Raw genomic sequence first — 26,884 nt, forward strand, 5'->3', positions numbered from 1 at the left:
GTCAATCTTATAGAACTGGCCGTACGCGGTGGGCCGACCCGGGACACCCGCCGCAACCCGTTCGATCGGAGCTCCCCGAAATGCCGTTGACCAGCGACGACACCGCTTCCACCCGCGCACACAGCGCCCCCTCCGACGTCCTCGTGGTCGGTGCCGGGCCCGTGGGCCTGACCGCCGCGTGCGAGCTCCTGAGACGAGGAGTACGTGTACGGCTCATCGACCGCGCCGAGTCCGCCTCCCCCTTCCCCAAGGCCCTGCTGCTCTGGCCGCGCACCCTCGACCTGCTGGACGACCTGGGCGCCCTGGAATCCACCCGGCGGGCGGGTATCGACATCCGCAGGTTCCGCTACTACTCCTCCGGCGACCCGCTGGCCACGTTCACGTTCCCCGAGCACCTGGCTCCGGTGTGCCTGCCCCAGAACGAGACCGAGCGCGTGCTCACCGAGCGGCTGCACGCGCTCGGCGGGCGCGTCGAACGGGGGGTGCGGCTGCTCGCCCTCGACGGGCTGGACTTCTCCGGCGACATCACCGCGACCGAGGGGGTGACCGCGATCCTCGAACACTCCGACGGGACCGTCGAGCGCTACCACGCGCCCTTCCTCATCGGCGCGGACGGCGCGGGCAGCGCGGTGCGCGCCCAGATCGGCACCGGCTTCGTCGGCAGCACCTACGAGTCGGCGTTCGCCCTCGTGGACTGCCGCATCGAGGGGGAGCTGCCCGTCGACGAGGCGCTCTACTACCAGTCGCCCCGGGGCGCCCTGGTGATCGTCGCCCTGCCCGACGGCGTCTTCCGGTTCTTCGCCAGCCTCCCGCCCGGGGAGAAAGCGGGGGTGGACCTGCTCCAGCGGATCACGGACGAGCAGGGCCCGGGAGGGGTCCGGCTGGTCGACCCGGTGTGGGAGTCCGTGTTCCGCGTGCACCGGCGGCACGCCGACGACTTCCAGCGGGGCCGCGTCTTCCTCGCCGGGGACGCGGCGCACGTGCACAGCCCGGCCGGGGGCCAGGGCCTCAACACCGGGATGCAGGACGCGCAGAACCTGGCCTGGAAGCTGGCCGCGGTGACACAGGGCGAGGCCGGGCCGCGACTGCTCTCCACCTACGGCCCCGAACGCAAGGACGTGGCGCGCCAGGTCGTGCGCGACACCGACATCCAAACACGCGGGTGGATGCTCCAGCACCCCGTGCAGACGGCGGGCCGGGACGCGGCCTTCCGAATCCTGGAACCGGTCATGGAACGCGGATACCTGCCCGTCATGGCGGGTTACCGGTTCCGCTACACACCCGCTCGCCTCACCCAGGAACCCGCCTGGCCCTCCCTGTGCCGGGTGACCGGACGGCTGGCGGGCGCCGTCCGCACCGGCCACGCCCTCCCCCGTTCCCTCGCGGTGGACCTGGGCCTCGCCGGGCACGGGGAGGCCGGGAGCGGGCCGGGGGCCCGCGGGTGGACGCTCGCCGTCACACCCGGCCGCGGACGCACCCGCGACGGGGAGCCGTTCTCCGCGCTCGTCGCCGACCGGCCCCAGGTGCGGACGGTGGCGCTGAGCGCCGACCAGGCCTCGGAGCACCGGCTGTGCTCGGCACCGGGCTACCACCTGGTCCGGCCGGACGGCTACGTCGCCGCCCACGGGCACATGCGGGACCACGCCCGCCTGAGGGTGGAACTGGCCGTGCACCTGGGGACGGCGGACGGTCGGCGACATGCGCCCGGGGCCGCCGGGCAGGCCGCGCCGAGCCGCGCCTGAGAGCCTCCTCCACGCGGCGCCCGGCGGCGGCGACGGCGCTCGGCGCCGCCGGTGGGCCCCGGCGCGGACCGGGGCCCACCGGCGGGGCCGCCGAACCGGCACGGTCACACCGGGCCCTCTCCCCGCGCACGCCGGGTCGTGCCCCGGCGCCTCCCGCGGCGCCGGGGCGGCCGCCTTCACCCCGCGCAGCGGCCAGGAGCGGTGAGCAAGGTCACTCGACCGCATCCGGCCACCGGGGGAACACGCTCCGAGACATCCCCCAACAAGTGCACATGACCTGCGGTGATCACGCGCTCACCAGCAGGGGAAATCTTCACCATGTTCCTCGGTGAGGGAATCTGCTTTACTGTCCAATGGCCTCGACCCTGCCATGCCGACAACGAAGGCATTTCCCCGAGAAGAATTAACGGGAATTCTACATTCATTAACGTCACCGCAGCCGCCCCGGCGGGATGAACGAAATCCCTGACACCCAGAGATGCGAGCACGAGAATGACGATGAATATCGGAGGAAAAGTGGAGGGGCCGCTCTCCCTGGCCCACGCGTTACAGCGCCTGGCGAGGATCCCGTCCATGCGGCGCAAGTACGGCCGTTACCTCGTGCTGGGGCGCAGGCCCCGCCTGGCGGACCTGCCTCCCCTCACCCGTGAGGAGCTCGGCGAGGCCGTCGACACGATGATGCGGGAGTCCCCGGACGAACTCTCCCGGGCCTCGCTCCACCTCACGGGAGGAACAACGTCCACGAGCCGGTTGGGCGCGCTCCCCTCCGACCTCCACGTGGACGAGATCGCCCCGCACCTTCAGCCCTTCGCGCCGGGCGACCTGGTCGCGAGCCTGAGCACTCCGTTCCACATGCGCGCGGCGCACGACCTGCACAACGCGCTCGCCGCACGGGCCGGCGTCCCCACCCTGTCGCTCGACGCCCCGACGGACCAGATGATCGAGCCGTGCCTCGACCTCTTCGAGCGGCACGGGGTGAGCGCCCTCGCCGCCACCCTGGACACCGTCCAGCGCGTCCTGCGCTTCTGCGCCGCGTCCGGGCGGCGCCTGGACTTCCTGCGCAAGGTGCTCTGGAGTGGACCGGCGATGGACGCGGGGACGCGCTCGCTGATCCGCACGCACTTCCCCCACCTGCGCACATGGGCGCTGTTCGGCTCCGCGGAGACCTGGATCATCGGGCACAGCGGGCCCGACTGCGCGATCGACACCTTCCACCCGCTCCCCTACCAGCACACCGAGGTCGTCAACGGACGCATGCTCGTGACCGTCACGCACAGGAAGGCGGTCGTCCCCCTGTTGCGCTACGACACCGGCACCGGGGCCGAGTGGGCGTCGTGCACCTGCGAGCTGCCCGGCCGGCCCCTGCGGACCAACAGCCGCATAGACGCGCCCTACGGTCCGCTCAGCAGTCTGGTGTCCCCCGCCGACCTGGCGTCGCTCGCCCTCCAACTCGACTCGGTGGAAGCCGCCCAGGTGGTCATGATCCGTCCGCACACCGAGAACGAGCGGCTGCGCCTGCGGGTCCGGCTCCGCCCCGGGACGGAGCCGGACCTGTACACCGTCGAGTGGATCCGACACCACGTGGTGTCCGGCTGCCTGGCCCTGGCGGAGGTCATCGAGGAGGCCCCCGAGACCTTCGAGGTGACCCTCTCCCGGCGGCTGCTGGACCAGTCCTCGGACGGCTCGGCGCCGACGATGGTGGTCCGCACCGCGTCCCGGGGCCGCTGCTCCGCGTAACCCGTTCCCGCCACCCGGCCCCCGAACAGGGCCGGGCGGGAATTCACCGGCGCGGCGCGAACGTGGCTCCCGGGAAATACGGCGGGACGCGGACTGTCACGTCGAGGAGAAATTCCCTCCGTTCCCCAGACGGGCGCGGCGGCCCGGAGGGCGGGGCGTACTCCGTTACACACAACGGGTCCGGGGAACGGCGGAAAGCGCCGTGCCGACTCCGGACACGCCCCCACCGCTCCGGCTCTTCCGGCCTCCCCGCCGGAAAACGACACCTCCCGGAACGGGCGCAAGCCTCCGCGTCGGCCCGCCCGCGTGTTCGCCCGCTCACCTTCCGCGGCGAGACCGCCGGTCCGCGCCCACCCTCGACACAAGGCATCGCATGGGACACAGGCTTCACTTTTACATAAGAGATCGTATACTCATTCCAGATCGAACGGACAGCAGACCTGGAAGAGGAACACTGCGATGTGCGGACCCCACGTGATCCACAAGGCCCGGAAGACGTTCATGACCGCATCGGGGCGCGCCCCGGAAACGCCGGGGGGCACGATCACGGCGGAGCGGTCGGCGCCGCCCGCGCGCCCGGCCGGCGCGGGCCTGGGCCGGAGGCGCGTGCTGACCGGTTCGGCGGCCGTCGGCGCCGTGCTCACCGGGATCGGCGCCCTCGGAGGGCCGGTGGAGTCCGCCCACGCCCAGACCATCGCCGGGATCAGCCCGTCGCGGCTGACGGTCACCGACCTCACCCACGTCCTCCACAACGACTTCCCGATCTACCGGCCCTACATCCTCGACCCGAACATCTTCCAGTTCGCCTCGATCGAGGAGGACGGCTTCAACGCGCTCAAGCTGGAGATCGACGAGCACACCGGGACCCACTTCGACGCGCCGTGGCACTTCAACGACAGCGCTGACGCACTGCACACCCACGAGGTGGACCCGCGCGACCTGGTCTGTCCGCTCGTCGTGGTCCGCATCGCCGACCGCGCCGCGAGGCACTACGACGCCCAGGTCACCGTGGCCGACCTACGCCGCTGGGAACGGCGCCACGGTCGCATCCCCCGGGGCGCCCTGGTCGCCATGGACTCCGGATGGAGCGCGCGGGTACTCCAGAGCGAGGAGGCGATGCTCAACCGCGACAGCGACGGCGTCGCCCACTTCCCCGGGTTCGACATCGAGGCGATCGACTGGCTGCTGAGCGCGCGGGACATCGCCGGGATCGCCGTGGACACCCCGAGCTTCGACTACGGGCCCGACTCCGCCTCCAACCCCGAGGCGCACGTGTTCCTCCTCGGGGAGAACAAGTACGCCGTCGAGATGGTCGCCCACCTGGAGACGGCTCCCGAGAGCGGCGCTATGGCGATCGTCGGCGTCGCCAACATCCGGGGCGGTTCCGGCGGCCCCGTACGCCTGTTGGCCCTCTCCTGAGGCGACGGGGGCCGCAGGGCCCCGGCGGCGGTCCTGCGCCCCGGGGCCCGACCGCCCCTCCGGTGGAGACCCGCCCGTCCCCGGGACCCGCGGACGGGCGGCCGCCCTCCGCCGCTCAGCTCCACCCGTAGCGGGCCCGCAGGACGTCGGCGACCATCCAGAACAGCTCCTCGTCCATGACGGCCGCCTCCCGGCGGATGTCGTCCTCGTCGAACTCGAAGAGCCGGTCCACCCGTACGTAGGAGTCGCGCTGCTCCCGGTCCCACGGGCCCGAGCCGACGGGCAGCCAGTCCTGGCGCTCCCACGCGTCGGGGCGCTGGGAGGACAGCATCAGCCCGTGCAGCCGCTCGCCCCGGCGGCCGACCACCAGCAGCGGGCGGTCCTTGCCCCGCCCCGGGTCCTCCTCGTAGGGGACCCACGTCCACACGATCTCGCCCGCGTCGGCGAGTCCGTCGCGCTCGGGCGCGTAGACGAGCCTGGTGGCGCTGGCGGCGGTGGGGATCTCGCGGACCTCGCCCCGGTGGGGGTGGTCCTCGCTTCGGCGCGTCGTTCGTTCGCTCACGTCCGCATCCTAGGGCGTCCGCCCCGCCCGGGAGGTCTCACAGGTCCTGGACGGTGCCGATGATCCGCGCCCGCGCCCGGCTGCCCTCGGGAACCGGGACCAGCGGGTAGACGTGGAAGGCCCCCTCCTCCTCGTGCAGGTCCACCTCTCCCCCGGCCCGCGCGACGAGCGCGCGCAGGCGCCGGGTGTCGGGCAGGAACACGTCGCGGGTACCGATGTAGAGGTCCATGGGCGGCAGGCCGGAGAGCACGCCGTTGACCGGGCTGAGCCGGGGCAGGGACAGGTCGTCGCCGTCCGCCCACACCTTGGCGGCCTCCTTCAGGCCGACCGGGCTGAGCCAGGGGTCCCGGCCCTCCACCTCGGCGATGTCGGGGTTGGACATGGTCAGGTCCGTCCACGGGGAGACCAGGATGAGCCGCGCGGGCTGGGGCAGGCCCTCCCCGGGCAGCGTCTGCGCGAGGGCGAGCGCCAGCCCGGCCCCGGCCGAGTCCCCGGCGAACACCGTGCGCTCCGGCGCGACGTGCTCCAGCAGGTCGCGGTACACGGTGTGGAGGAAGCCGAACGCCTCGCGGTAGGTGTGCTGGGGCGCCAGCCCGTAGATGGGCACCTCCACCCGGCAGCCCACGTCCGCCATGCGCGAGATCAGCACCCAGTGCCAGGGGGAGATCTCGCTGATGTAGGAGCCCCCGTGCACGTACAGGACGGCCTTGTCGGGGTCCTCCTCCCGGTCCCGGGCGAGGACCGTGTAGCTCGCGAAGCCCCCGACCTCCCGCCGGGTGGTCTCGTGGCGCTTGGCGACCCAGTGCGGCGGCTCGGGGTCGTCCTTGGCCTCGTCGATGCGCTCACGCGCGCCCTCGACGGTCTCCATGGGGCGCTTGCGCGCCACCCGGAACGCCACCGCGAGCATTCTCGCCACCAGGCTAGGCATGGGTGTCTTCACTCTCCTCGGGGGTGTCCCCGACATCGCCGCAGAGGTGTCGCGGCGGTCCGGATGCGCGGTCTAGAGCACGACCAGGTCGTCCCGGTGCACCAGCTCGCGCTCGTAGGAGGGGCCCATCTCGCGGGCCAGCCACCGCGTGGACCTGCCCATCAGTTCGGGCACCTCGGCGGCGTCGTAGTTGACCAGTCCGCGGGCGACGACGGCGCCGTCCTCGTCGCACAGGTCCACCGGATCGCCCGCGTTGAAGTCGCCGGTCACCCTGACCACACCGGCCGGGAGCAGGGACGCCTTCTCCCGCACCACCGCCGTGACCGCGCCGGGGTCCAGGACCAGGCTGCCCCGACCCGCCGTGGCGTGCGCCAGCCACAGCTGGCGGGCCGAGGGGCGCCGTCCGCGCGCCGGAGCGAACAGGGTGCCCGCGGGCCCGCCCTCCAGGGCCGTGCGGGCGTTCGCGGCGGAGGTGAGCAGGGTGTGCACGCCCGCCTCCGTGGCGATCCGCGCCGACGCCACCTTGGTGACCATCCCGCCGGTGCCCACGCCCCGCCCGCCCGCGCTGCCGATGTCGATCCCGTCCAGGTCCGCCGGACCGCGCACGAGGCTGACCACCGACGACCCCGGAGCGGAGGGGTTGCCGTCGTACAGGGCGTCCACGTCCGAGAGCAGCACCAGCGCGTCGGCGCGCATCAGGTGCGCCACCAGGGCCGCCAGGCGGTCGTTGTCGCCGAACCGCAGCTCGTGCGTGGCCACGGTGTCGTTCTCGTTGACGATGGGCAGGGCGCCGATGTCCAGCAGGCGGCGCAGCGTGCGCTGGGCGTTGCGGTGCTGCACCCGCCGCATCATGTCCTCGACAGTGAGCAGGACCTGCGCCGCGGTGAGGCCGTGCCCGGCCAGCTCGGCCGTGTACGCGGCCAGCAGCAGCCCCTGGCCCACGCTGGCGGCGGCCTGCTGGGAGGCCAGGTCACGGGGCCTGCGGGCCATGCCGAGCGGGGTCATCCCGGCCGCGACCGCCCCGGAGGAGACCAGGATGACCTCCTGGCCCGCGGCGCGGCGGTCCGCCAGCACCCGGACCAGGTCGCGGATGCGGCAGGAGTCGATCCGGCCGTCGGGTGTGGTCAGGGAGGACGATCCCACCTTGACCACGACCCGGCGCGCGGCGGCCACCGCCGCGCGCCCGGAGGTCTCCGGGGAGTCGGTCTGTTCGATTCCTGCGCTGTGCACCGTGTGGGGCTTTCCATCCAGTGGCGCGGCACCGGGCGCCGCGCTCGTGCCTGTCGGCCGGGCCGTCGGTCCCCGCGCGGGTCAGCCCAGCCGGGCGTCGGACCCGCGCGGGCCGGACGGGACGACCTCTGCGTCCGTGGAGGGGTCCCAGTCGAAGACCACGGAGTCCTCCTCGGTGCCGATGTGCACCTCGGCGCCCTCGGTGGCGCCCGCCTTGGCCAGCTGCTCCTCGATACCGAGGCGGTTGAGGCGCTCGGCGAGGTAGCCGACGGCCTCGTCGTTGGAGAAGTCGGTCTGGCGCACCCAGCGGGCGGGCTTGTCCCCGCGCACCTGGAAGGCGTTGCCGCCCAGCGGCACCACCTGGAAGGGCGCGTCACCGATGGCCTGGGGACGGATCACGACCCGGGTGGGCTCCGCGGGAGGCGCGGCCTCGCGGGCCGCGGCCACCTGCTCGCCCAGGGCGAAGGACAACTCGCGCAGCCCCTCGCGGGAGGCCGCGGAGACCTCCAGGACGCGGTAGCCGCGCTCGACCAGCATCGGGGTGACCATCTCGGCGAGCTCGCGGGCCTCGGGGACATCCACCTTGTTCAGGGCGACCAGGCGCGGCCGGTCGGACAGGTCCACACCGGTGCTGCGGCCGTAGGCGGACAGCTCCGCCTCCAGCGCCTCCAGGTCGCTGACCGGGTCGCGGCCCTGCTCGTAGGTGGCGCAGTCCAGCACGTGCAGGAGGGTGGAGCAGCGCTCGATGTGGCGCAGGAACTCCAGGCCCAGCCCCTTGCCGTCGCTGGCTCCGGGGATGAGGCCGGGCACGTCGGCGATGACGTACTGGACGTTGCCCGCCTCCACCACGCCCAGGTTGGGCACCAGGGTGGTGAACGGGTAGTCGGCGATCTTGGGCCGGGCCGCGGACATGGCGGCGATCAGGGACGACTTGCCCGCGCTGGGGAAGCCCACCAGGCCGACGTCGGCGATGGTCTTCATCTCCAGGCGCACGTCGAAGCCCTGGCCCTCCTCGCCCTTGAGGGCGAAGCCGGGGGCCTTGCGCCGCTTGGTGGCCAGCGCGGCGTTGCCCAGGCCGCCGTGGCCGCCCTCGGCGAGCACCAGCCGCGTGCCGTGGCCGACCAGGTCGGCGACGACCTCGCCGTCCATACGGCTGACCACGGTGCCGTCGGGCACCTTGAGGACGAGGTCCTCGCCCTTGGCCCCGGCGCGGTGGCCGCCCTGGCCGGGCGTGCCGTTGCTGGCGGCGCGGTGCGGGCGGCGCTGGTAGTCCAGCAGGGTCGCGGTCTGGGTGTCGACCTCCAGCACGACGTCCCCGCCGTGGCCGCCGTTGCCGCCGTCCGGACCGCCCAGCGGCTTGAACTTCTCCCGGTGCACGGAGGCACAGCCATGCCCGCCGTTCCCGGCCTTGACGTGCAAGACCGCCTCGTCGACGAAGTCAGGCATAGCTCTCCCCGTTACTCTCCGGCCCCCGTGCGGGGCCTGGACACACACGCGTCATCCAGTGACAACGCAAGGGGCGGGCCAGTGTTCCCTGGCCCGCCCTGTACAACGTCCGCGCGCGTGCCTACTCGGCGGCGACGGGAACGATGTTGACGGCCTTGCGGCCGCGGAAGTTGCCGAACTTGACCTCGCCGGCGACCAGCGCGAACAGCGTGTCGTCTCCACCGCGGCCGACGTTGGCGCCGGGGTGGAACTTGGTGCCGCGCTGACGGATCAGGATCTCACCAGCCGAGACGCTCTGGCCGCCGAAGCGCTTGACGCCGAGGCGCTTGGCGTTCGAGTCACGACCGTTACGGCTGGACGAAGCGCCCTTCTTGTGTGCCATATCTTCCAGGCCTCCTACTTCGCCGCGATGCCGGTGACGCGCACCTGGGTGTGCTTCTGGCGGTGACCCTGGCGCTTCTTGTAACCGGTCTTGTTCTTGTACTTCAGGATGTTGATCTTGGGGCCCTTGGTCTCACCGAGGACCTCGGCGCTGACCGTGTAGCCGCTCAGCTTGTCGACGTCGCTGATGACGTTGTCACCGTCGACGACGAGGATGGGCTGCCATGTGATGGTGGCGCCGGTCTCGTCGGAGACCTTGTCGATGTTCAGGACGTCATCGACAGACACCTTCTCCTGTCGGCCGCCCGCTCGCACGATCGCGTACACCGGGTAACTCTCTTCCTGCTCGCTCAACGAATAATGCTCGGGACCATCCCCGAGACATGAGCCCGGGGTCCGGGTCCGGCCGCACCTGTGCCCAGATCGGCCGGGAGGCCCATCCCCGTGTGGGCGGGGAGGTGCCTCGTTCCACGATCCACTGATCGCCTGTAGCGGGGCGCGGGGATCCGAGGGAAACAAACCCTGCGTGGAGAGCACTTCGGTGTCGGGGCGCGCGATTGTGGTGGAGCGCGCCGACGCACCGTCCCTCAGATTACCATCGGCCCGCCACGGGCCTGTACACGTGCCGTGGTCCGGACCGGGCTGGTGCCGGTCCGGACCACGGCGGGGCTACCGCCCCTGACTCAGCCCGCGTCCACGGCGGTCGGCGGGGTGGCCGCCGCCCTGGTACGCCGGGTACGGCGACGCTTGGGCCGCTCGGCGGCCTCGTCGTCACCGGCCTCGGCGGGCGTCTCGGCGGCGGTCGCGTCCGCCTCGGCGGGGGCGCTCTCACCGCCCGCGGCCTCGGCCTCACCGGTGTCGGCCGCCCCGCGGGCGGTACGACGGGTGGTGCGCCGGGCGCGGGTCTTCTTGGCCGGGGCCTCCTCGGGGGCCTCCTCGGCCTGCTCGGGCTGCGCGGCCTCAGGCGCCTCCTCCGTGGCGGTGATCTCCTCCTGCTCCTCCGCGGCGGCCTCGGCCTTGCGGGAGCGGGAGGCCCGCTTACGGGTCTTCTTGGCGGGCTCGGAGGCCGGGGCCTCGGCCGCCTGCGGGGCCTCGGAGGCCTCCTCGGTCCGCATCGCGTCCGCCTCCGCGGACTCGTCGGCGTCACCGCCCGCCTTCTGGGCCTTCTCCGGCCTGTCGGCCCCGTCGGCCTTCTCCGGCTTGTCGGAGGACGGCTTCTGGGCCTTCTCCGGCTTCTCGGCCGCCTGGTCGGGCTCGCCCTTGCCCTTCTTCTTCTTGCGGCCGTTGCCGTTGCCGCCGCCCTTGCTCTCGACCGGGTCGCTGGCGACCACCAGGCCGCGGCCGTTGCAGTGCTCGCAGCTGTGCGAGAAGGCCTCCAGCAGGCCCTGGCCGACCCGCTTGCGGGTCATCTGGACCAGCCCCAGCGAGGTCACCTCGGCCACCTGGTGCTTGGTGCGGTCGCGCGAGAGGCACTCCAGCATGCGCCGCAGCACCAGGTCGCGGTTGGACTCCAGGACCATGTCGATGAAGTCGATGACGATGATGCCGCCGATGTCGCGCAACCGGAGCTGGCGGACGATCTCCTCGGCCGCCTCCAGGTTGTTCTTGGTGACCGTCTCCTCCAGGTTGCCGCCCTGGCCGGTGAACTTGCCGGTGTTGACGTCGACCACGGTCATGGCCTCGGTGCGGTCGATGACCAGCGAGCCGCCGCTGGGCAGCCAGACCTTGCGCTCCAGGGCCTTGTTGATCTGCTCGTCGACGCGGTAGGCGGCGAAGACGTCGCGGTCCTCGTTCCAGTGCGAGAGGCGCTCGGAGAGGTTGGGGGCCACGTAGTCCACGTACTCGTGGACGGTGGTCCAGGCCTCGTCACCGGACACGACGAGGCTGGAGAAGTCCTCGTTGAACACGTCGCGCACGACCCGCACCGTCAGGTCGGGCTCGCTGTTGAGCAGCGAGGGGGCGTTGGCCGACTTGGACTTGCGCTTGATGGAGTCCCACTGCTTGGCGAGACGGGTGATGTCGCGCTCCAGCTCCTCCTCGCTGGCTCCCTCGGCGGCCGTGCGCACGATGACGCCCGCGCCGGAGGGCATGACCTTCTTGAGGATCTGCTTGAGGCGCGCGCGCTCCTTGTCGGGGAGCTTGCGGCTGATGCCGGTCATCGAACCGCCGGGCACGTACACGAGGTAGCGGCCGGGCAGGCTGATCTGGCTGGTCAGGCGGGCGCCCTTGTGTCCGACGGGGTCCTTGGTGACCTGCACCAGGACCGACTGGCCGGACTTGAGCACCGACTCGATGCGCTTGGGCTGGCCGTCCAGGCCGAAGGAGTCCCAGTTGACCTCGCCCGCGTACAGGACGGCGTTGCGGCCCTTGCCGATGTCGACGAACGCGGCCTCCATAGAGGGCAGCACGTTCTGCACCCGGCCCAGGTACACGTTGCCCACGTAGGAGCGGTGCGTGGCCCGGTCGACGTAGTGCTCGACGAGGATGTCGTCCTCGAGGACGGCGATCTGGGTGCGGTCCTCGACGCGGCGCACCACCAGGTCCCGCTTGACCGACTCCCGCCGCGCCAGGAACTCCGACTCGGTGACGATGGGAGCGCGGCGGCGGCCCTGCTCACGGCCCTCGCGGCGGCGCTGCTTCTTGGCCTCCAGCCGTGTGGAGCCGCGGACCGCCTGGACCTCGTCCTCGATCGGCTTCTCCTGGCGGGGCTCGCGCACCCGGACCACGGTGTTGGGCGGGTCGTCCGGGGTGGCCTCGGGGCCCTCTCCCCCTCCGGAGCGGCGGCGACGGCGGCGGCGACGGCGGCTGCTGCGGTCGTCGGACTCGGCGGCCTCGTCGGCCGCGCCGTCGTCCTCGCCGCGGTCCCTGCCGCCGTGCTGCTCCGCCTTGTCCTCGGCGGACTCGGGGGCCTCGGCGGCCTCGTCCTCGTCCGCGCGGGAGCGGCCGCGCCCCCGGCCTCCGCGACGGCGGCGACGGCGGCTGGGACGGTCGTCGTCCCCGTCGCCGGTCTCCTCCGCGACGGCGGCCTGGGCGGTCTCCTCCTCGGACTCCTCGGGCTCCTCGGGCTCCTCGTCGGCCTCCGCCGGGGCGGTGCCGCGTGCGGGCACGGGGGCGGCGCTGGCCACCGGGGGCTGGAAGAGCAGGGAGGGGGCCTGGAAGACGTTGCCGCCGCCCGCCTCCACGGTCTCCTCGTCCTTGGCGGGCTCGTCGGCCGCCTCGGAGGGCGCGGGCCCGGCGGTCTCCGCGGCCGCGGCGGAGCGGGCGCGCGAACGGCCGCGGCTCCTGGCCGTGGAGGGAGCGGTGTCCCCCGAGGCCGAGGAGGCGCGCGAACGGCGCGGAGCGGCCTCCTCGTCAGCGGAGGCACGGGCCCGGCGCGGGGCGGCGTCCTCGCCAGCGGAGGCGCGCGAACGGCGCGGAGCGGCGTCCTCGTCGGGACGGCCCGCGGCGCGCACGGTGCGCCTGCGCGAGGTGGTGGTCACCGAGGTCTTGACCGTGCCTCCCTCACCGGAACCGGCGAGGGAGGTGACGGGCGCGGAGGGGGGAGTGAAGACGTCGTCGGGTTCGGGGGGTGGTCCGGCGGCGCGGCGGACGCCCTTGGCGGGCGCGGGTGTGGTCACGCGCACCTCACCGCCCCCCGTGGAGGGCGCAGCCGCCGTGTTGTCGGTTGTTTCAGTTGTACCCGCGGTGCCGTCGGCACCGTTGTTGGGCTCGTTGTCGAGCATCCGGGCGGTCTCCCGTCAGAGTCCTCGGGCGCGCCGCGACCTCTCGGTCGGCGGCGCGGCTCACGAGAACTGTCGTCGCTGTGTCAGCGCCGACGGCGCCGGGGCGCCGTCGGGGCAAAGTCCTGTGGTGTCGCCCATGTTCCCCGCTTCGGGGCCGCTCATCCGTGCGGTCCCGCCATGGGCGTTGACGGCCGTGGTGCGTCTTCGCGCCGCTCCTCCGCGTTGTCGTCCGCGGGTCCGGAGCTCGTGTGGGCTTCGGGCCGGTCCTGGGAGAGCGGGTCCGCGATCGCACCTGTCGTCTCGTCCAGCGGCCCCTGCGCCAGCCGGGTCATCATCGGAGATGACGGCGGCGCGAGGTCGGCCACGCGGCGAAGGCCGGTCAGCACGTCGTCCGGTCGAACAGCAGGTGTCGTGTGCCGTACGACCATCCGAAGTATGGCATATGTCGTGTGATGTTCCTCTGGGGCGCGCCCGAGGGATTCAGCGCACACGTCGATACGGACCACCGCCGGCCGTGTGTCGAAGCGGCGACGGCCCTTCTTCGTCATCCGCTCCACCTCGACGCTGTCGGCGGCCAGATAGGCGGCCACCGCCCTGGCGGCGTCGTCGGGGTCGACGCCAGCCATCTCCACGCGCCACTCGGAGGCCTGGAGCCGGTCGGCCAGCCCGGGATGCCGGGCCTCGACGACCTCGACGACGTCGATGCCCTGGGGCATGGCCGCGTCGATGTCGGCTCGGACCCTCTCGGGCGGACGGTGCTCGGCCAGAGTGAGTTCAAGGTACTCCGCCTCGCTGGCGACCCCGGTGGGGGCCGCGCCGGTGTAGGAGACCTTGGGGTGAGGTGAGAAGCCAGCGGAGAAAGCCACGGGCACGGAGGCCCTGCGCAGGGCGCGCTCCAGAGCCCGGGCGATGTCGCGGTGGCTGGCGAACCTCATGCGTCCGCGCTTGGCGTAGTGGACGCGAAGCCGTTGTCCGGGTTTGGCCGTGGAGGGTGAGGTGGTGCCCTCGGATGCGGGGGGCAGCTCAACTCCTTTCCTCATGCCCCCTGGTGCGGTCGGCGGGGCGACCTGAAGGGGCTGTTCCTCGTCCTGTTCAGCGTACGGTGCGCCGTGGTGCACATGCGCCAGCAGGACTACGCATACCGGTATCTCCCCCACTGACCTGCGGTCGAAAAGTCCCCGAGCGGTCGAAGCGGACACCGGAGCCGTGTTCACCACCAGAACGCGGGGTTCGCCGAAAAAAATCCGAAGAAAATCTGGATCCGATGGCAACCCCCCGCGTAGCCCGCGAGTCCTATTACACGTACGGCCCGGCGCGAGCGGGGCGCCGGGCCGTACACCTTCCTCCCCCGGGCCACTCCCCTTCGAGGGTCGAGAGAGCGCCCGGAGCGCGAAATCCTACTTCACCCCCTCCCGGGGCACGTGAGCCGACCCCTGCCCCGGCACGAACACCACGACCCCTGCTCCCACCGATGACCGGTGGGAGCAGGGGTTCGTCCGTGTCCGGCCTCGGCCGGAGACCTCCCGGGCCCGCGCGGCACACCGCCGTGGCCGGAACCGCCCGGTCGCGGGGCGGGGCCCGCCCCGCGAGCGGGCGGCCGTCCGGCTAGACCACGTTGAGCGGCAGCAGCGGGCGGCCCTCCGCGGGGGCGTTGATCTGGATCTCGGTGCCCATGCTCGGGCAGACCCCGCAGTCGTAGCAGGGGTTCCAGCGGCAGTCGTCCACCTCCAGCGACTCCTCGCCGTACAGCGAGTCCTGCCAGTCCTGCCACAGCCACGACCGGTCCAGGCCCGCGTCCAGGTGGTCCCAGGGCAGGACCTCGTCCTCGTCGCGCTCGCGGGTGGTGAACCAGTCCACGTCCACCGGGAGGTCGGCCAGGGCGACCTCGGCGGCCTTGGACCACCGGTCGTAGGAGAAGTGCTCGCTCCAGCCGTCGAACCGGCCCCCCGAGCGCCACACCTCCTCGACCACCCGGCCGACCCTGCGGTCCCCCCGGGAGAGCAGGCCCTCGATGATGGAGGGGCGGCCCTCGTGGTAGCGCAGACCGATCGACTTGCCGTACTTGCGGTCGCCCCGCAGCCTGTCGCGCAGCTTGCGCAGCCGGGCGTCGACGGCCTCGTGCGAGGTCTGCGCCGCCCACTGGAACGGGGTCTGCGGCTTGGGCACGAACCCGCCGATGGACACCGTGCAGCGGATGTCCTTGCGCCCGGTCACCTCACGGCCGGTCCGGATCACCTCGGTGGCCAGGTCGGCGATGGCCAGGACGTCCTCGTCCTCCTCGGTGGGCAGGCCGCACATGAAGTACAGCTTCACCTGCCGCCACCCGGCCGCGTACGCGGCGGTGACGGTGCGGATGAGGTCCTCCTCGGTGACCATCTTGTTGATCACCCGGCGCATCCGCTCGCTGCCGCCCTCCGGCGCGAACGTCAGGCCGGAGCGGCGCCCGTTGCGGGTCAGCTCGTTGGCCAGGTCGATGTTGAACGCGTCCACGCGGGTGGAGGGCAGGGACAGGCCGGTGTTGGTGCCCTCGTAGCGGTCGGCGAGCCCCTTGGCGATCTGCCCGATCTCGCTGTGGTCGGCGCTGGACAGCGACAGCAGCCCCACCTCCTGGAAGCCGGAGGCCTCGACGCCGTCCTCGACCATCTTCGTGACGGTCTCCTTGTTGCGCTCGCGCACCGGTCGGGTGATCATCCCCGCCTGGCAGAACCGGCAGCCGCGCGTGCAGCCGCGGAAGATCTCCACGCTGTAGCGCTCGTGCACGGACTCGGCGGTCGGCACGATCGGCTTCTTGGGGTAGGGCCACTGGTCCAGGTCCATCACGGTGTGCTTCTGCACCGTGCCGGGCACCCCGGGCCGGTTGGGCGTGTAGGAGGCGATCCGCCCGTCCCCGTGGTAGGCCACGTCGAAGAAGCGGGGCACGTACACGCCCCCGGTCGCGGCCAGGCGCAGCAGCAGGCCGTCGCGCCCGCCGGGCTCGCCCTCCTCCTTGAACTCGCGGATGATCTCGGTGATGGCGAGGGTGATCTCCTCGCCGTCGCCCAGGACCACCGCGTCCAGGAAGTCGGCGATCGGCTCGGGGTTGAACGCCGAGTGCCCGCCCGCCAGCACGACCGGGTGGTCGGCGGTGCGGTCGGCCGCGCGCAGCGGGATGCCCGCCAGATCCAGCGCGGTGAGCATGTTGGTGTAGCCCATCTCGCTGGCGAAGCTCAGCCCGAGCACGTCGAAGGCGGCCAGCGGGCGGTGCGAGTCCACGGTGAAGTGGGGCACGCCGTGCTCGCGCATCAGCTTCTCCAGGTCCGGCCACACCGCGTAGGCGCGCTCGGCCAGCACGCCCTCGCGCTCGTTGAGGACCTCGTACAGGATCTGGACGCCCTGGTTGGGCACTCCCACCTCGTAGGCGTCCGGGTACATCAGCGCCCAGCGCACCCGGGTCTCGTCCCATTCCTTGACCACGGAGTTGAGCTCGCCACCGACGTACTGGATGGGCTTGGCCACCTGCGTCAGCAGGGGTTCCAGCCGCGGGAAGAGGCTTTCGACGGACATGGTGTGGGCCTTCGTTCGGCGGACATCGTGTCGGGTGTGCGTGGACCCCCGCCGTCGCGGGGGTCGGCGCGGTGACGCGTGGAGCGCGCCCGCGCTGATGTTCCCAGGCTACCGGCGTCACGGGCCCCGGGCCGCTCCGTCCACAGGCCCGGTCGGACCGCCGCGGGCCCGGCTCCACCCATGCCCCGCCGCTCCCCCGCCGTGACCCGCCCCCGGACGGCGGCGGGGCGGGCCCCGGCGCCTCCGCCGTGCCCGCCCCGCCGGTGCCGTGGTCCGCGCCCCTAGGCGAAGCCCCGGTCCCGGGAGTCGACGCCCAGCACCAGTCCCAGTGCGACCATGTTGGCCACGATCGCGGTACCGCCGTAGGACATGAACGGCAGCGGCAGACCCGTCACCGGAACGACCCCCAGGCCCATCCCGATGTTGATGAAGGCCTGGAACCCGAACCAGGCGACCACTCCCACGCACAGCAGGCGCGGGTAGGGCTGCTCGCACCCCTGGGCGATGCGCAGGATCCGCCACAGGACCAGCGCGAACAGGCCGATGACCACCACCGACCCCACGAACCCCAGTTCCTCGCCCGCCACCGTGAAGATGAAGTCGGTGTGCTGCTCGGGCACGAACTGCCCGTGCGTCTGCTCGCCCTGGAACAGCCCGGTGCCGTTGAACCCGCCCGACCCCACCGCGATCAGCGCCTGGTTGGAGTTGTACCCCGCGCCCTGCGGGTCGGCGGTCGGGTCCATCAGGGTGGCGATGCGGTCCAGCTGGTAGGGCTCCAGCAGGTCGAACCACCACACGCACAGCGCGCCGACCACCCCGCACGCCAGCATGCCCGCCACCCACACGATCGGGGCGCCCGACAGCGTGAGCATGCCCAGGAAGATCGTGACCAGCACCAGCGTGGTGCCCAGGTCCGGCTGCGACATCACCAGTGCCAGCGGCACCGCCAGGACCACCAGGCAGAACACCACGTCCCGCGTCATCGGCCGGGCCTCGCCGTCGCGGGGCTCCCCCAGCAGCGTGGCCAGGACCAGGACCAGCCCGACCTTGGACAGCTCACTGGGCTGGAACTGGAAGCCGCCGACCACGATCCAGCCGCGCGACCCGTTGATCACCTCGCCGAGCGGGGTGAGCACCAGGACCAGCGCGACCACCGTGACCAGGTAGACGATCGGCGCGTACGCGCGGATCGTGCGGTGGTCCACCGCGGCCACCAGAAGGCACAGCGCCCACGCCACGACCAGGTGGAGCAGGTGGCGGCCCAGGTGTTCGGTGGACTCCAGCGGGTCGCTGCCGTCGCCCGGGATGGTCGCCGACCACACCAGCAGCGAACCGATGGCGCACAGGGCCGCCACCGACCCGACCAGCGTCCAGTCCAGTCGGCGCGCCAGGCCCGCCGCGTTGCGTCCGATCTCGGCGCTCCGTGACCCGGGCGCCCCCATGTAGGTGCTCATGGCTACCGATCCAGCAGGTCGATGGAACCGTCGGGACGGATGTCGGGCAGTTGCTCGGGCGGCGCGCCGCCCGGGATCAGCGGCTCCGCGCCGCCGGACGCGTCCTCCTCGACCTCGGCCTCGGCTCCCTGTGCCGGGGAGTCGAACCCGTAGATGCCGTCGTAGATGGCGCGCGCGATGGGCGCCGCGGTCATACCGCCGGTACCGCCCTGGGAGACCAGGACGACGATGGCGAACTGCGGGTCGTCGGCGGGCGCGTAGGAGGCGAACCAGGAGGAGACCTGGCGCCCCTCCACGTCGGCGCTGCCGGTCTTGCCCGCGACGGACACCTCGTCCTGCGGGAACCCGGCGAAGGCGCCGCGGGCGGTGCCCTCCTTGGGGACCGCGGTGAGCGCGGTCTGGAGGTACTCCAGCGTCTCGTCGCTGACCGGGAGCTCGCCGCGCACGACCGGTTCGATCTCGCGCACCCGCGTCCCGTCGGCGGAGACCAGCGCCCTGCCGATGCGCGGCTCGTGGAGCGTGCCGCCGTTGGCGACAGCCGCGTAGGCGCTGGCGAGCTGGAGCGGGGTGACGAGGACGTCCCCCTGGCCGATGGCAAAGTTGACGGCCTCGTTGGCCCGCCACTGGAAGCCCTCCACGCACTGCTCGTAGGCCAGCAGCTTGAGGTAGGCGGCGCGCGACGGGTCGGTCTCGGCGACGTCGGGGTAGCCGTGCTCGCCCCGGTGGCAGTTGTTCTCGCGGGTCTCCTGCCAGAAGGTGCGCTTCCACTCGCGGTCGGGGATGCGCCCGGAGGTCTCGTAGGGCAGGTCGATCCCGGTCGGGGAGCCGAAGCCGAAGCCCTTGGCCATCTCGGCCATCGCCTCGTCGGCCTCGCCGTCGGGGTAGAGCCCGCCGTCGTCCTTCCACATCTGGTAGCCGAAGTTGTAGAAGACGGTGTTGCAGGAGACCACGATGGCCTGGTGCAGGCTGATCGGCCCCTGGCCCTGGCCCTCGTAGTTCTCGTAGTTCTGCCCGGCCAGGTTCACCGAGCCCGGGCAGGCGTAGGTGCTGCGCAGCGAGTAGCCGTTCTCCGCCGCAGCCGCGAGCGAGGAGACCTTGAACGTGGAGCCCGGCGGGTAGGTGCCCTGCACGGCGCGGGAGAGCAGCGGCTCGCCCGCCTCCTCGCTGAGCATCTCGTCGAAGGTCTCCTGGTCGATGCCCCCGCGCCAGATCGCGGGGTCGTAGGTGGGCAGGCTCGCCATGGCCACCACGCCGCCGGTGCGCACGTCCAGGACGATGGCGGCGCCGGAGTCGGCCTTGTAGCGTGGCCGGGCGCCCTCCATCCCCGCGGCCAGCGCCTCCTCGGCGATCTTCTGCACGCCGAGGTCGACGTGGGTGACCAGGTGCATCCCCGCTTCGGGCGGTGTCTCGGAGATGACCTCCATGACCTCGCCGTGGTTGTTCACGCCCAGGACGCGCTTGCCCGCGGTGCCGCGCAGCTGGGCGTCGTAGACCGCCTCCACGCCGTCGCGGCCCACCATGTCGATGCCGGTGAACTGGGTGCGCAGGTCCTCGCGTGCCTCCAGCTCCTCCTGGGTCACCGGTTGCAGGTAGCCCAGCATCTGGGAGCCGTGCTCGCCCTGCGGGTACTCGCGCACGGCGTGGGCCTGGGCGCTGATCCCGGGGAAGCGGTCGGCGCTCTCCATGATCTGGAGGGCGACGGAGGGCTCCACGTCGTCGGCGAGGGTGACGGGCTGGTAGGGCGAGCCGGGCCAGCACGGGCGGCTCACCTCGGGCCCGCACAGGCGCATGCGCTTCTGGAGCTCCTCCAGCGGGACGTCGAGCACCTCGGACAGGTCGGTCAGGACCTTCTCGCCGCCGTCCTCCATGCCCATGATCTCGTGGTAGTCGGCGGAGACCACCAGTTCGGTGCTGTTGTTGACCAGCGGGCGGCCGGTGGTGTCCAGGATCTGCCCCCGCGTGGCGGGGACGAGGAGCTGCTGGTGGTGGTTGGCCACCGCGAGCTCGCGGTAGTGGTCCCACATCGGGATCTGGAGGTACCACAGCCGTACGGCCAGGGCCGCGAAGAGCACCAGCACCAGGATCTGGGCGAGCAGCAGTCCGGCCCGGCCGAGTCTGCGGCCGGGCAGTTCGACGTCGTCGACGGGCGACATGTGCACGTTCACCACCCCCCGGGGGAGACGGGGCCCCGGACGCCGGCGAGCTCGCTGTCGGAGAGCGCCCCCCGCGCCCACAGCAGCGGAAGCGTGACCAGCGGCGAGACCAGGGTGGTCAGGGCGGCGCCGACGAGGGTGTTGACCGCCACGGCGGCCAGCGACACCCGCGGGTCGCCCATGAGCGCACCGACCAGCGCGTAGCCCAGGCCCACACCCACGGCGGTGACGGCGGTGGCGGCCATCAGGGCCCAGACCGAGGGCCTGCCGCCCAGGGCTCCGGCGGAGCCGGTGTTCCTGTGCAGCAGGGCCAGCAGGTAGGCGGCCACGCACAGCACCAGGGCGTAGCGGCCCAGCGCGTGCTCGGCGGGCGGCAGGACGTCCATGGCCAGCCCGGCGGCGAAACCGCACGCCGCGGCGGCGGCGGGGCTGGTGGTCAGGGCGACCGCGACGATCGCCGCGACCACGAGGTCGGGCCCGGCCCCCCACTCGAACGGGAGCCGGTTGACGACGGTGGCCTGGGCGAGCACGGCGACGGCCACCAGGGCCAGGGTCGCTGCGTTCCTCATGAGCGTTCCCCCTTGTCGGGTCGGGGCGGGAGCACGGAGTCGCGCGGGTCCTCCTCGGGCCCCCCGACCACCACGCCCACCACGTCCAGGGACGAGAAGTCCACGGCCGGGGCGATACGTGCGAGGCGGCTGAGCGCGCCGGGCGCCACCTGCACCTCCTCGACGGTGCCGATCGGCACGCCGGGCACGAAGGGCGCGCCCTCGTGCGAGCCGAGCGTGACCAGCCGGTCCCCGGCCTCGACCGGCGCCTGGAGGTCGAACAGCTCCAGGGTCAGTTCGGCGTCGGGGCCGCCGGGGACGGCGCCGCCCCGGACCACGCCGATCTTGCGCGTGGCCTCCAGACGGGCGCCGACGGCGGAGTTGACGTCGGTGGCGAGCATGACGGTGGCGGTGCCCGGACCGGCCTCGATCACCTTGCCCACCAGGCCGGAGCCGTTGACCACGGTCATGTCCGGGCGCACACCCGAGTCGGTCCCGGCGTCGATGGTGACCGTGTCGGCGTAGCCGCGCGCGGTGACGTGGGTGACGGACTGGGCGGGGACGATCTCGTAGCCGCCCAGACCGGCCAGCCCCAGCATCGCGTCGAGCTGCTCGGCGCGCGCCTTGTCGATGCGGGCGGCCCGCAGGTCGTCCTCCAGCTCGGCGTTGGCCTGCTCCAGCTCGGCCACGCGCTCGGATTGGGGGCCGCTGACCAGCCCCTCGTAGAGACCGGACACGGGTCCGGTCGCCCAGGTGACGCCCGCGGCGGCTGGCGCGAAGACGAGTTCGCCGCCCGCGCGGGCCGCGGAGGTGACGGGGTTGGCGCCGGGACGGGCGTCCAGGACGAGCAGGGCCACCGCCACGGCGACGAGCACGGCGAGCAGTACGCGGGATCTGCGTGAGTCGCGGAACACGGGTCACCTCCGCCGCTCGGGGACGAGTACCTGGTGGAGCCGTTCGTAGTTCTCGACGCAGGTGCCCGAGCCGACGGCGACGGAGTCGAGCGCGTTGTCGGCGACGTGGATGGGCATCCCGGTCTCGTGCAGGAGCCTCTCGTCGATGCCGCGGAGCAGCGCTCCGCCGCCGGTGACGGCGATGCCGCGGTCCATGATGTCGCCCGACAGCTCCGGGGGGCACTTGTCCAGGCTGGTGCGGACCGCGTCGACGATGGCGGTGACCGGCTCCTCGATGGCCTGGCGGACGTCGCTCTCGGACAGGACGATGGTCTTGGGCAGCCCGCTGACGAGGTCGCGTCCGCGCACCTCGGCGCGGATCTCCTCGGAACCGGTCGGGTAGGCGGAGCCGATGGCCATCTTCAGCTCCTCGGCGGTGCGCTCCCCGATCATCAGCGAGAACTCCTTCTTGACGAAGGTCGCGATGGCCTGGTCGAGTTCGTCGCCGCCCACGCGGATGGACTGCGAGGTGACGATGCCGCCCATCGAGATCACGGCGACCTCGGTGGTGCCGCCGCCGATGTCCACGACCATGTTCCCGGTCGGCTCGTGGACGGGGAGCCCGGCGCCGATGGCGGCGGCCATGGGCTCCTCGATGATGTAGACCCTGCGCGCGCCGGCCTGGTAGCCCGCCTCCTTGACGGCGCGGTGCTCGACCGAGGTGATACCGCTGGGCACCGCCACGATCAGGCGCGGCTTGGCGAAGTGGCGCCGCCGGTGGATCTTCTGGATGAAGTAGCGCAGCATGCGCTCGGTGATCTCGAAGTCGGCGATGACACCGTCCTTCAGGGGACGGATGGCCGTGATGTTGGTCGGCGTGCGACCGATCATCTGCTTGGCTTCGATGCCGACAGCGACGATTCGGCCCGTTGAGGTGTTGAGCGCGACCACCGACGGCTCGTTCAGAACGATGCCGCGTCCTCGCACGTACACGAGCGTGTTGGCGGTACCCAGGTCGACGGCCATGTCCCGGCCGAGAAAAGCAAGGTTGTTCGGCATGTAACGTCCTCAGAGGCGCCGTGTCGGACGTGGTTGCCCGGGGCGACCATACGTAGTCGTTCCGGCACGATAGGTGTTGAGTCCCCCGTATCGTAACGGTCAGCACTTAGTCCGTTACGCAAACACACCGAATTGTTGCCCCGTCGGCGGACGAACCGACCGAAGTCACCCGTGTCCGCGGGTCCCACATGCCGAAGGACCCGCGGACCGTCCCGTTCCCCTACAGGCCGGGGAAGAAGAGCTTGATCTCGCGCTCGGCGGAGTAGGTGGAGTCCGAGCCGTGCACGATGTTCTGCTGCACCTCCAGCGCGAAGTCGCCGCGGATGGTGCCGGGGGTGGCGGTCACCGGGTCGGTGGCGCCGGCCAGGGCCCGGAACGCCTCCACCGCGCGCTCGCCCTCGACGACCATGGCCACGAGGGGGCCGCCGGTGATGAACTCGACGAGCGAGCCGAAGAACGGGCGCTCGGCGTGCTCCTCGTAGTGCGTCTTGGCGGTCTCGGCGTCGAGCGTGCGCAGCTCCATGGCGACCAGCTTCAGACCCTTGCGCTCGATGCGCGAGATGACCTCGCCGACGATGTTGCGGCGGACGCCGTCCGGCTTGATGAGAACGAGAGTGCGCTCCACGTGCGTGTCAACTCCTCACTGGGGCTCCGCGTGGCGCACGTGGGCACCCGCCCACGGCAGCGGCCGCACGCGGAGGAATCGGGTGGTGGGTCACAGGTGCGGGGGCCGCAGGAGGAGGGTTCTCCCCGGGCCGCCCGCCCGGACCTGCGTCACACTATCGCGTTTGGCGCGTGGGCGCGGAGGCCGCGGTGTCCTCGCCCCGCCCGGCGGCCTCCGCCTCGGCGCGGGCCAGGTGGGCGGCCTTCATCTCGTCGGTGCGGCGGCCCATGATGACGCCGGTCACCCACAGGGAGACGAACACCACGGCGACCAGCACCGCCCCGGAGACCAGGAAGGAGGTGAACAGGAAGGCGGCCTGCAGCGCCCAGGCCGCGTAGTGCGCCCAGCGGTGCTTCTGGAGCCCGGAGAGCACGAGGGCGGCGACGGCCATCCCTCCCCACAGGCTCCCGGCCAGGACCGGGTCCACCCCCTCCAGGGAGATGGCGACGGGGATGAAGAGGCCGATCACGACGACCTCGAACACCAGGATGACGGCGCAGACTACACGCACGGCGGGTTCCCTTCGTAGTAGACCTGGCCCGTCACTCCTGCGCACCGCGCAACAGGTGGACGGCGTCACCGGCGGTGACGACCGATCCGGTGACCAGTACACCGGTGCCGCCGAACTCCCCGCCTTCCTCGGCCAGGCCCACGGCCCGATCGATGGCGTCGTCGAGTCGGGGCTCCACGTGCACGCGTTCCTCACCGAAGATGTGCTGGGCGACGTTGGACAGCCGCTCCGGTTCGAGGGAACGCGGGGAGGAGTTACGGGTGACGACGATCTCGTCGAGCAGTGGTTCGAGGGGTTCGAGGATCCCCTCGACGTCCTTGTCGGCCATGATCGCGACCACCCCGACCAGCCGGGAGAAGGTGAAGGCCTCCTCCACGGCCGCCGCGGTGGCGGTCATCCCGGCCGGGTTGTGCGCCGCGTCGGCGATGATGGTCGGGCTGGTGCGCACGACCTCCATGCGGCCCGGGGAGTCCACTCCCGCGAGGGCCTCGGCGACGATCGCGGGGTCCAGGCCCCCGGCGTCGTCGCCGGAGGAGGCGAACGCCTCGACCGCGGCCAGGGCCACGGCGGCGTTCCCGGCCTGGTGCGCCCCGAACAGGGGCAGGAACAGGTTCTCGTAGTTGCCGGTGAGGCCCTTGACGGCGATCTGCTGGCCGCCGACGGCGATCTCGCGGGAGGTGACGCCGAACTCCAGTCCCTCCCTGGCCACCCGCGCCCCGACCTCCGCGGCGTTGCGGACCAGGGCCTCGGCGGCGGGCAGCGGCTGCTGGGCCAGGACCACCACGGAGTCGGGCTTGATGATGCCCGCCTTCTCCTCGGCGATACCCTCCACCGTGTCGGGCAGGTACTCGGTGTGGTCGATCCCGATGGGGGTCACCACGGCGACGTCTCCGTCGATGACGTTGGTGGCGTCCCACCGGCCGCCCATGCCGACCTCGACGACGGCCACGTCCACGGGGGCGTCGGCGAAGACGGCGTAGGCCATCACCGTGAGGATCTCGAAGAACGACAGCGGTGCGTCGTTCATCGAGTCGGCCATCTCAACGTAGGGGCGGATGTCGTCGTAGGCCGCGACGAACCGCTCCTGGGATACGGGCTCCCCGTCGATGACGATGCGTTCGCGCACGGTGCGCAGGTGCGGGCTGGTGTAGCGGCCCACGCGCAGACCCCGCCCGCGCATGAGCGCGTCGATCATGCGGGCGGTGGAGGTCTTGCCGTTGGTGCCGGTGACGTGGATGGCCCGGAAGCTGCGGTGCGGGTCGCCCAGGAGGTCCAGCAGGGTGCGGACCCGGTCCAGTCGAGGATCGATGTCGGACTCGGGCGCGCGGGCGAGGATCTCCGCGGTCACCTCGGCGTAGCGCTGCTCGGCGCTGGCTTCGCTCACGGTGTCTCGGTGTCTCGTGTGTTCGGGGTGTACACCCGCGCCAGTCTACGCGCCCCCACCTGGGCACGATCCCCGGGTCAGGGAACCGGTGGCCTGTGTCGCGCAGACCATACTGGAACCATGCGAAGCCTTGACCCCTTCTTCTCCGAGTGGGCGCAGCGCCGCCCCGACCGCCCCCGCGACCGCACCGGAAGCCTGGAGCGTGCCACGGCGCTGATGCGCGTGCTCGGGCTGGACACGCGCCGCCCCCCGGTGCTGGGAGTGGTGGGGTCCAAGGGCAAGGGGAGCACGGCGACGACGGCCGCGGCGGCGCTGGCGTCGGCCGGGCTGCGCACGGTCCTGGTCACCGGGCCGAGCTTCCGCTCCTACCGCGAGCGCGTACGGGTGGACGGGACCTCGGTGTCCGACGCCGAACTGGACGTGTTGGGCGCCCGGATCGACGCCGCCCGACGGGAACTGCCGACGGTGGAGGAGTTCGGCGGCCACCTGGCACCGAGCGGGCTGTTCCTCGTGGCGGGGCTGCTGCGCGCCATCGACGTGGGTGCCGACGTGTGCGTGCTGGAGGCCGGGATGGGCGGCCACCGCGACGAACTGCGCCTGGTCGGCCCGGAGGTCGTCGCCCTGGGCAAGGTCTTCGCCGAGCACCTGGGCGTCCTCGGAGACACCGTGGCGCAGATCGCCCGGGAGAAGGCGGGGGTGGCCGGGGAGCGGACCCGCGCGCTGGTGCGCCTGCCGCAGACCCCGGAGGTGGCCGCCGAGGTCGACGCCGCCCTGGCCGAGGCCACCGGGGGCCGGGTCCGGGCCGAGGTGGTCGATCCGGACCTGCCGGGGGTGGAGCCGCCGCCCGCGCTGCGCCCGCCGGGGCTGTCCGCGGCCTCGGGGGTGCTGGGGACGGCCGCCGCGGCGCGGATGCTGGACCACCTGGGCCGCCCGCCCCTGGACCCGGAGCGCCTGCACGCCGTGCTGGGCACCGTCCGACTGCCGGGGAGGCTGTCCCGCCACGCCGTGCCCGCAGGGGCGGCAGAGGCGTCCGGACGGGACGGAGGGGCGTCCGGTCGGGCTGGAGGAGTCTCCGGCGGGGCCGACGGGGACCTGGTGGGGGGCGGCAGCGCGCCGGGCGCGGAGGCGGACGCCGAGGTGGTCGTGGACTCGGCGATCGACCGCAACGGGGTCGCCGCCGCCCTGGCCCACGTCCGCGGGTTGTGGGGCGGGGTGGACCACGTGCTGCTGTGCCTGCCCGACCACAAGGACGTGTCGGGGGCGGTGGAGGTCCTGGGCGGCCTGCCCGTGACCGCGGTGCGCCTGCCCGAGGCCCACCTGCGCTTCGAGCACGCCCTGCCGGGCCACTGGGGCCGCATGGACGCCGCGGCCCTGTCCCCCGCGGCCCTGCGCGCGCTCGGCGGACGCGTGCTGGCCCTGGGCACGGTCTACTTCACCGGTCGGGTCCTGGAGGCCGTGGACGCCCCCACCGACCGCCTCTTCGGCTGAGGCCGGGCGGCCGCGCGGTC

The 26,884-nt window shown here is 72.5% G+C and carries 21 protein-coding genes; 4 read left to right on the forward strand and 17 right to left on the reverse strand.

Annotation, left to right across the window (positions count from 1 at the left end; translation table 11 throughout):
* The first annotated feature begins 80 nt into the window (after positions 1-80).
* The 3 genes from EV372_RS03045 to EV372_RS03055 all read left to right on the forward strand — a co-directional run bounded on the left by EV372_RS03045 (position 81) and on the right by EV372_RS03055 (position 4,898).
* A complete protein-coding gene (locus EV372_RS03045) occupies positions 81-1,742 on the forward strand; it encodes an FAD-dependent monooxygenase (protein ID WP_130394753.1) in 1,662 nt (553 codons plus the stop codon).
* A 573-nt stretch (positions 1,743-2,315) separates the two neighbouring features.
* On the forward strand, positions 2,316-3,479 hold the full coding sequence (locus EV372_RS03050) for an AMP-dependent synthetase (protein WP_130398725.1): 1,164 nt from the start codon (positions 2,316-2,318) through the stop codon (positions 3,477-3,479).
* Between the two features lie 606 nt (positions 3,480-4,085).
* Positions 4,086-4,898 carry a cyclase family protein gene (locus EV372_RS03055; RefSeq protein ID WP_253794533.1) on the forward strand — a complete coding sequence of 271 codons (813 nt, stop codon included), beginning with the start codon at positions 4,086-4,088 and terminating at the stop codon, positions 4,896-4,898.
* 115 nt (positions 4,899-5,013) lie between these two features.
* On the opposite strand, the gene EV372_RS03060 is transcribed toward EV372_RS03055, so the two are convergent.
* The 17 genes from EV372_RS03060 to EV372_RS03140 all read right to left on the reverse strand — a co-directional run bounded on the left by EV372_RS03060 (position 5,014) and on the right by EV372_RS03140 (position 25,376).
* Positions 5,014-5,460 (reverse strand): type II toxin-antitoxin system PemK/MazF family toxin, encoded by a 447-nt coding sequence (locus EV372_RS03060; protein WP_130394755.1) that lies wholly within the window; start codon positions 5,458-5,460, stop codon positions 5,014-5,016.
* A gap of 37 nt (positions 5,461-5,497) precedes the next feature.
* Complete coding sequence (locus EV372_RS03065; protein WP_197044354.1) at positions 5,498-6,388, reverse strand: alpha/beta hydrolase fold domain-containing protein; 891 nt, start codon at positions 6,386-6,388, stop codon at positions 5,498-5,500.
* A gap of 72 nt (positions 6,389-6,460) precedes the next feature.
* Complete coding sequence (gene proB, locus EV372_RS03070) at positions 6,461-7,618, reverse strand: glutamate 5-kinase (RefSeq protein ID WP_130394756.1); 1,158 nt, start codon at positions 7,616-7,618, stop codon at positions 6,461-6,463.
* 81 nt (positions 7,619-7,699) lie between these two features.
* The gene (obgE, locus tag EV372_RS03075; protein ID WP_130394757.1) at positions 7,700-9,064 is read right to left on the reverse strand and encodes a GTPase ObgE; all 1,365 of its coding nucleotides are present in this window, start codon (positions 9,062-9,064) and stop codon (positions 7,700-7,702) included.
* A gap of 121 nt (positions 9,065-9,185) precedes the next feature.
* A complete protein-coding gene (gene rpmA, locus EV372_RS03080) occupies positions 9,186-9,446 on the reverse strand; it encodes a 50S ribosomal protein L27 (protein ID WP_019609598.1) in 261 nt (86 codons plus the stop codon).
* A 14-nt stretch (positions 9,447-9,460) separates the two neighbouring features.
* Positions 9,461-9,772 carry a 50S ribosomal protein L21 gene (gene rplU / locus EV372_RS03085; RefSeq protein WP_019609597.1) on the reverse strand — a complete coding sequence of 104 codons (312 nt, stop codon included), beginning with the start codon at positions 9,770-9,772 and terminating at the stop codon, positions 9,461-9,463.
* 356 nt (positions 9,773-10,128) lie between these two features.
* Positions 10,129-13,167, reverse strand: a complete 3,039-nt coding sequence (locus EV372_RS03090) for a ribonuclease E/G (protein WP_130394758.1) — start codon at positions 13,165-13,167, stop codon at positions 10,129-10,131.
* A 158-nt stretch (positions 13,168-13,325) separates the two neighbouring features.
* On the reverse strand, positions 13,326-14,102 hold the full coding sequence (locus tag EV372_RS03095) for a TIGR03936 family radical SAM-associated protein (protein WP_019609595.1): 777 nt from the start codon (positions 14,100-14,102) through the stop codon (positions 13,326-13,328).
* Between the two features lie 670 nt (positions 14,103-14,772).
* Positions 14,773-16,710: a TIGR03960 family B12-binding radical SAM protein gene (locus tag EV372_RS03100; RefSeq protein ID WP_130394759.1), complete on the reverse strand. Its 1,938-nt coding sequence runs from the start codon at positions 16,708-16,710 to the stop codon at positions 14,773-14,775.
* 281 nt (positions 16,711-16,991) lie between these two features.
* Positions 16,992-18,164: a rod shape-determining protein RodA gene (rodA, locus tag EV372_RS03105; protein ID WP_130394760.1), complete on the reverse strand. Its 1,173-nt coding sequence runs from the start codon at positions 18,162-18,164 to the stop codon at positions 16,992-16,994.
* A 2-nt stretch (positions 18,165-18,166) separates the two neighbouring features.
* A complete protein-coding gene (gene mrdA, locus EV372_RS03110) occupies positions 18,167-20,317 on the reverse strand; it encodes a penicillin-binding protein 2 (RefSeq protein WP_130394761.1) in 2,151 nt (716 codons plus the stop codon).
* Between the two features lie 8 nt (positions 20,318-20,325).
* The gene (gene mreD, locus EV372_RS03115; RefSeq protein ID WP_130394762.1) at positions 20,326-20,886 is read right to left on the reverse strand and encodes a rod shape-determining protein MreD; all 561 of its coding nucleotides are present in this window, start codon (positions 20,884-20,886) and stop codon (positions 20,326-20,328) included.
* On the reverse strand, positions 20,883-21,779 hold the full coding sequence (gene mreC / locus EV372_RS03120) for a rod shape-determining protein MreC (protein ID WP_130394763.1): 897 nt from the start codon (positions 21,777-21,779) through the stop codon (positions 20,883-20,885). Before mreC ends, mreD begins: the two co-directional genes overlap by 4 nt.
* A gap of 3 nt (positions 21,780-21,782) precedes the next feature.
* Positions 21,783-22,817 carry a rod shape-determining protein gene (locus tag EV372_RS03125; RefSeq protein ID WP_013154400.1) on the reverse strand — a complete coding sequence of 345 codons (1,035 nt, stop codon included), beginning with the start codon at positions 22,815-22,817 and terminating at the stop codon, positions 21,783-21,785.
* A gap of 220 nt (positions 22,818-23,037) precedes the next feature.
* On the reverse strand, positions 23,038-23,442 hold the full coding sequence (ndk, locus tag EV372_RS03130; protein WP_130394764.1) for a nucleoside-diphosphate kinase: 405 nt from the start codon (positions 23,440-23,442) through the stop codon (positions 23,038-23,040).
* Between the two features lie 154 nt (positions 23,443-23,596).
* Positions 23,597-23,992 carry a DUF4233 domain-containing protein gene (locus EV372_RS03135; protein WP_130394765.1) on the reverse strand — a complete coding sequence of 132 codons (396 nt, stop codon included), beginning with the start codon at positions 23,990-23,992 and terminating at the stop codon, positions 23,597-23,599.
* Positions 23,993-24,023: 31 nt separating this feature from the next.
* Positions 24,024-25,376 (reverse strand): bifunctional folylpolyglutamate synthase/dihydrofolate synthase, encoded by a 1,353-nt coding sequence (locus EV372_RS03140; RefSeq protein ID WP_130394766.1) that lies wholly within the window; start codon positions 25,374-25,376, stop codon positions 24,024-24,026.
* A gap of 120 nt (positions 25,377-25,496) precedes the next feature.
* Here EV372_RS03140 and EV372_RS03145 point away from each other — a divergent pair, with 120 nt between their 5' ends.
* Complete coding sequence (locus tag EV372_RS03145) at positions 25,497-26,864, forward strand: folylpolyglutamate synthase/dihydrofolate synthase family protein (protein ID WP_130394767.1); 1,368 nt, start codon at positions 25,497-25,499, stop codon at positions 26,862-26,864.
* The last annotated feature ends 20 nt before the right edge of the window (positions 26,865-26,884 follow it).

The sequence above is a fragment of the Nocardiopsis sp. CNZ308 genome, assembly GCF_004217075.1.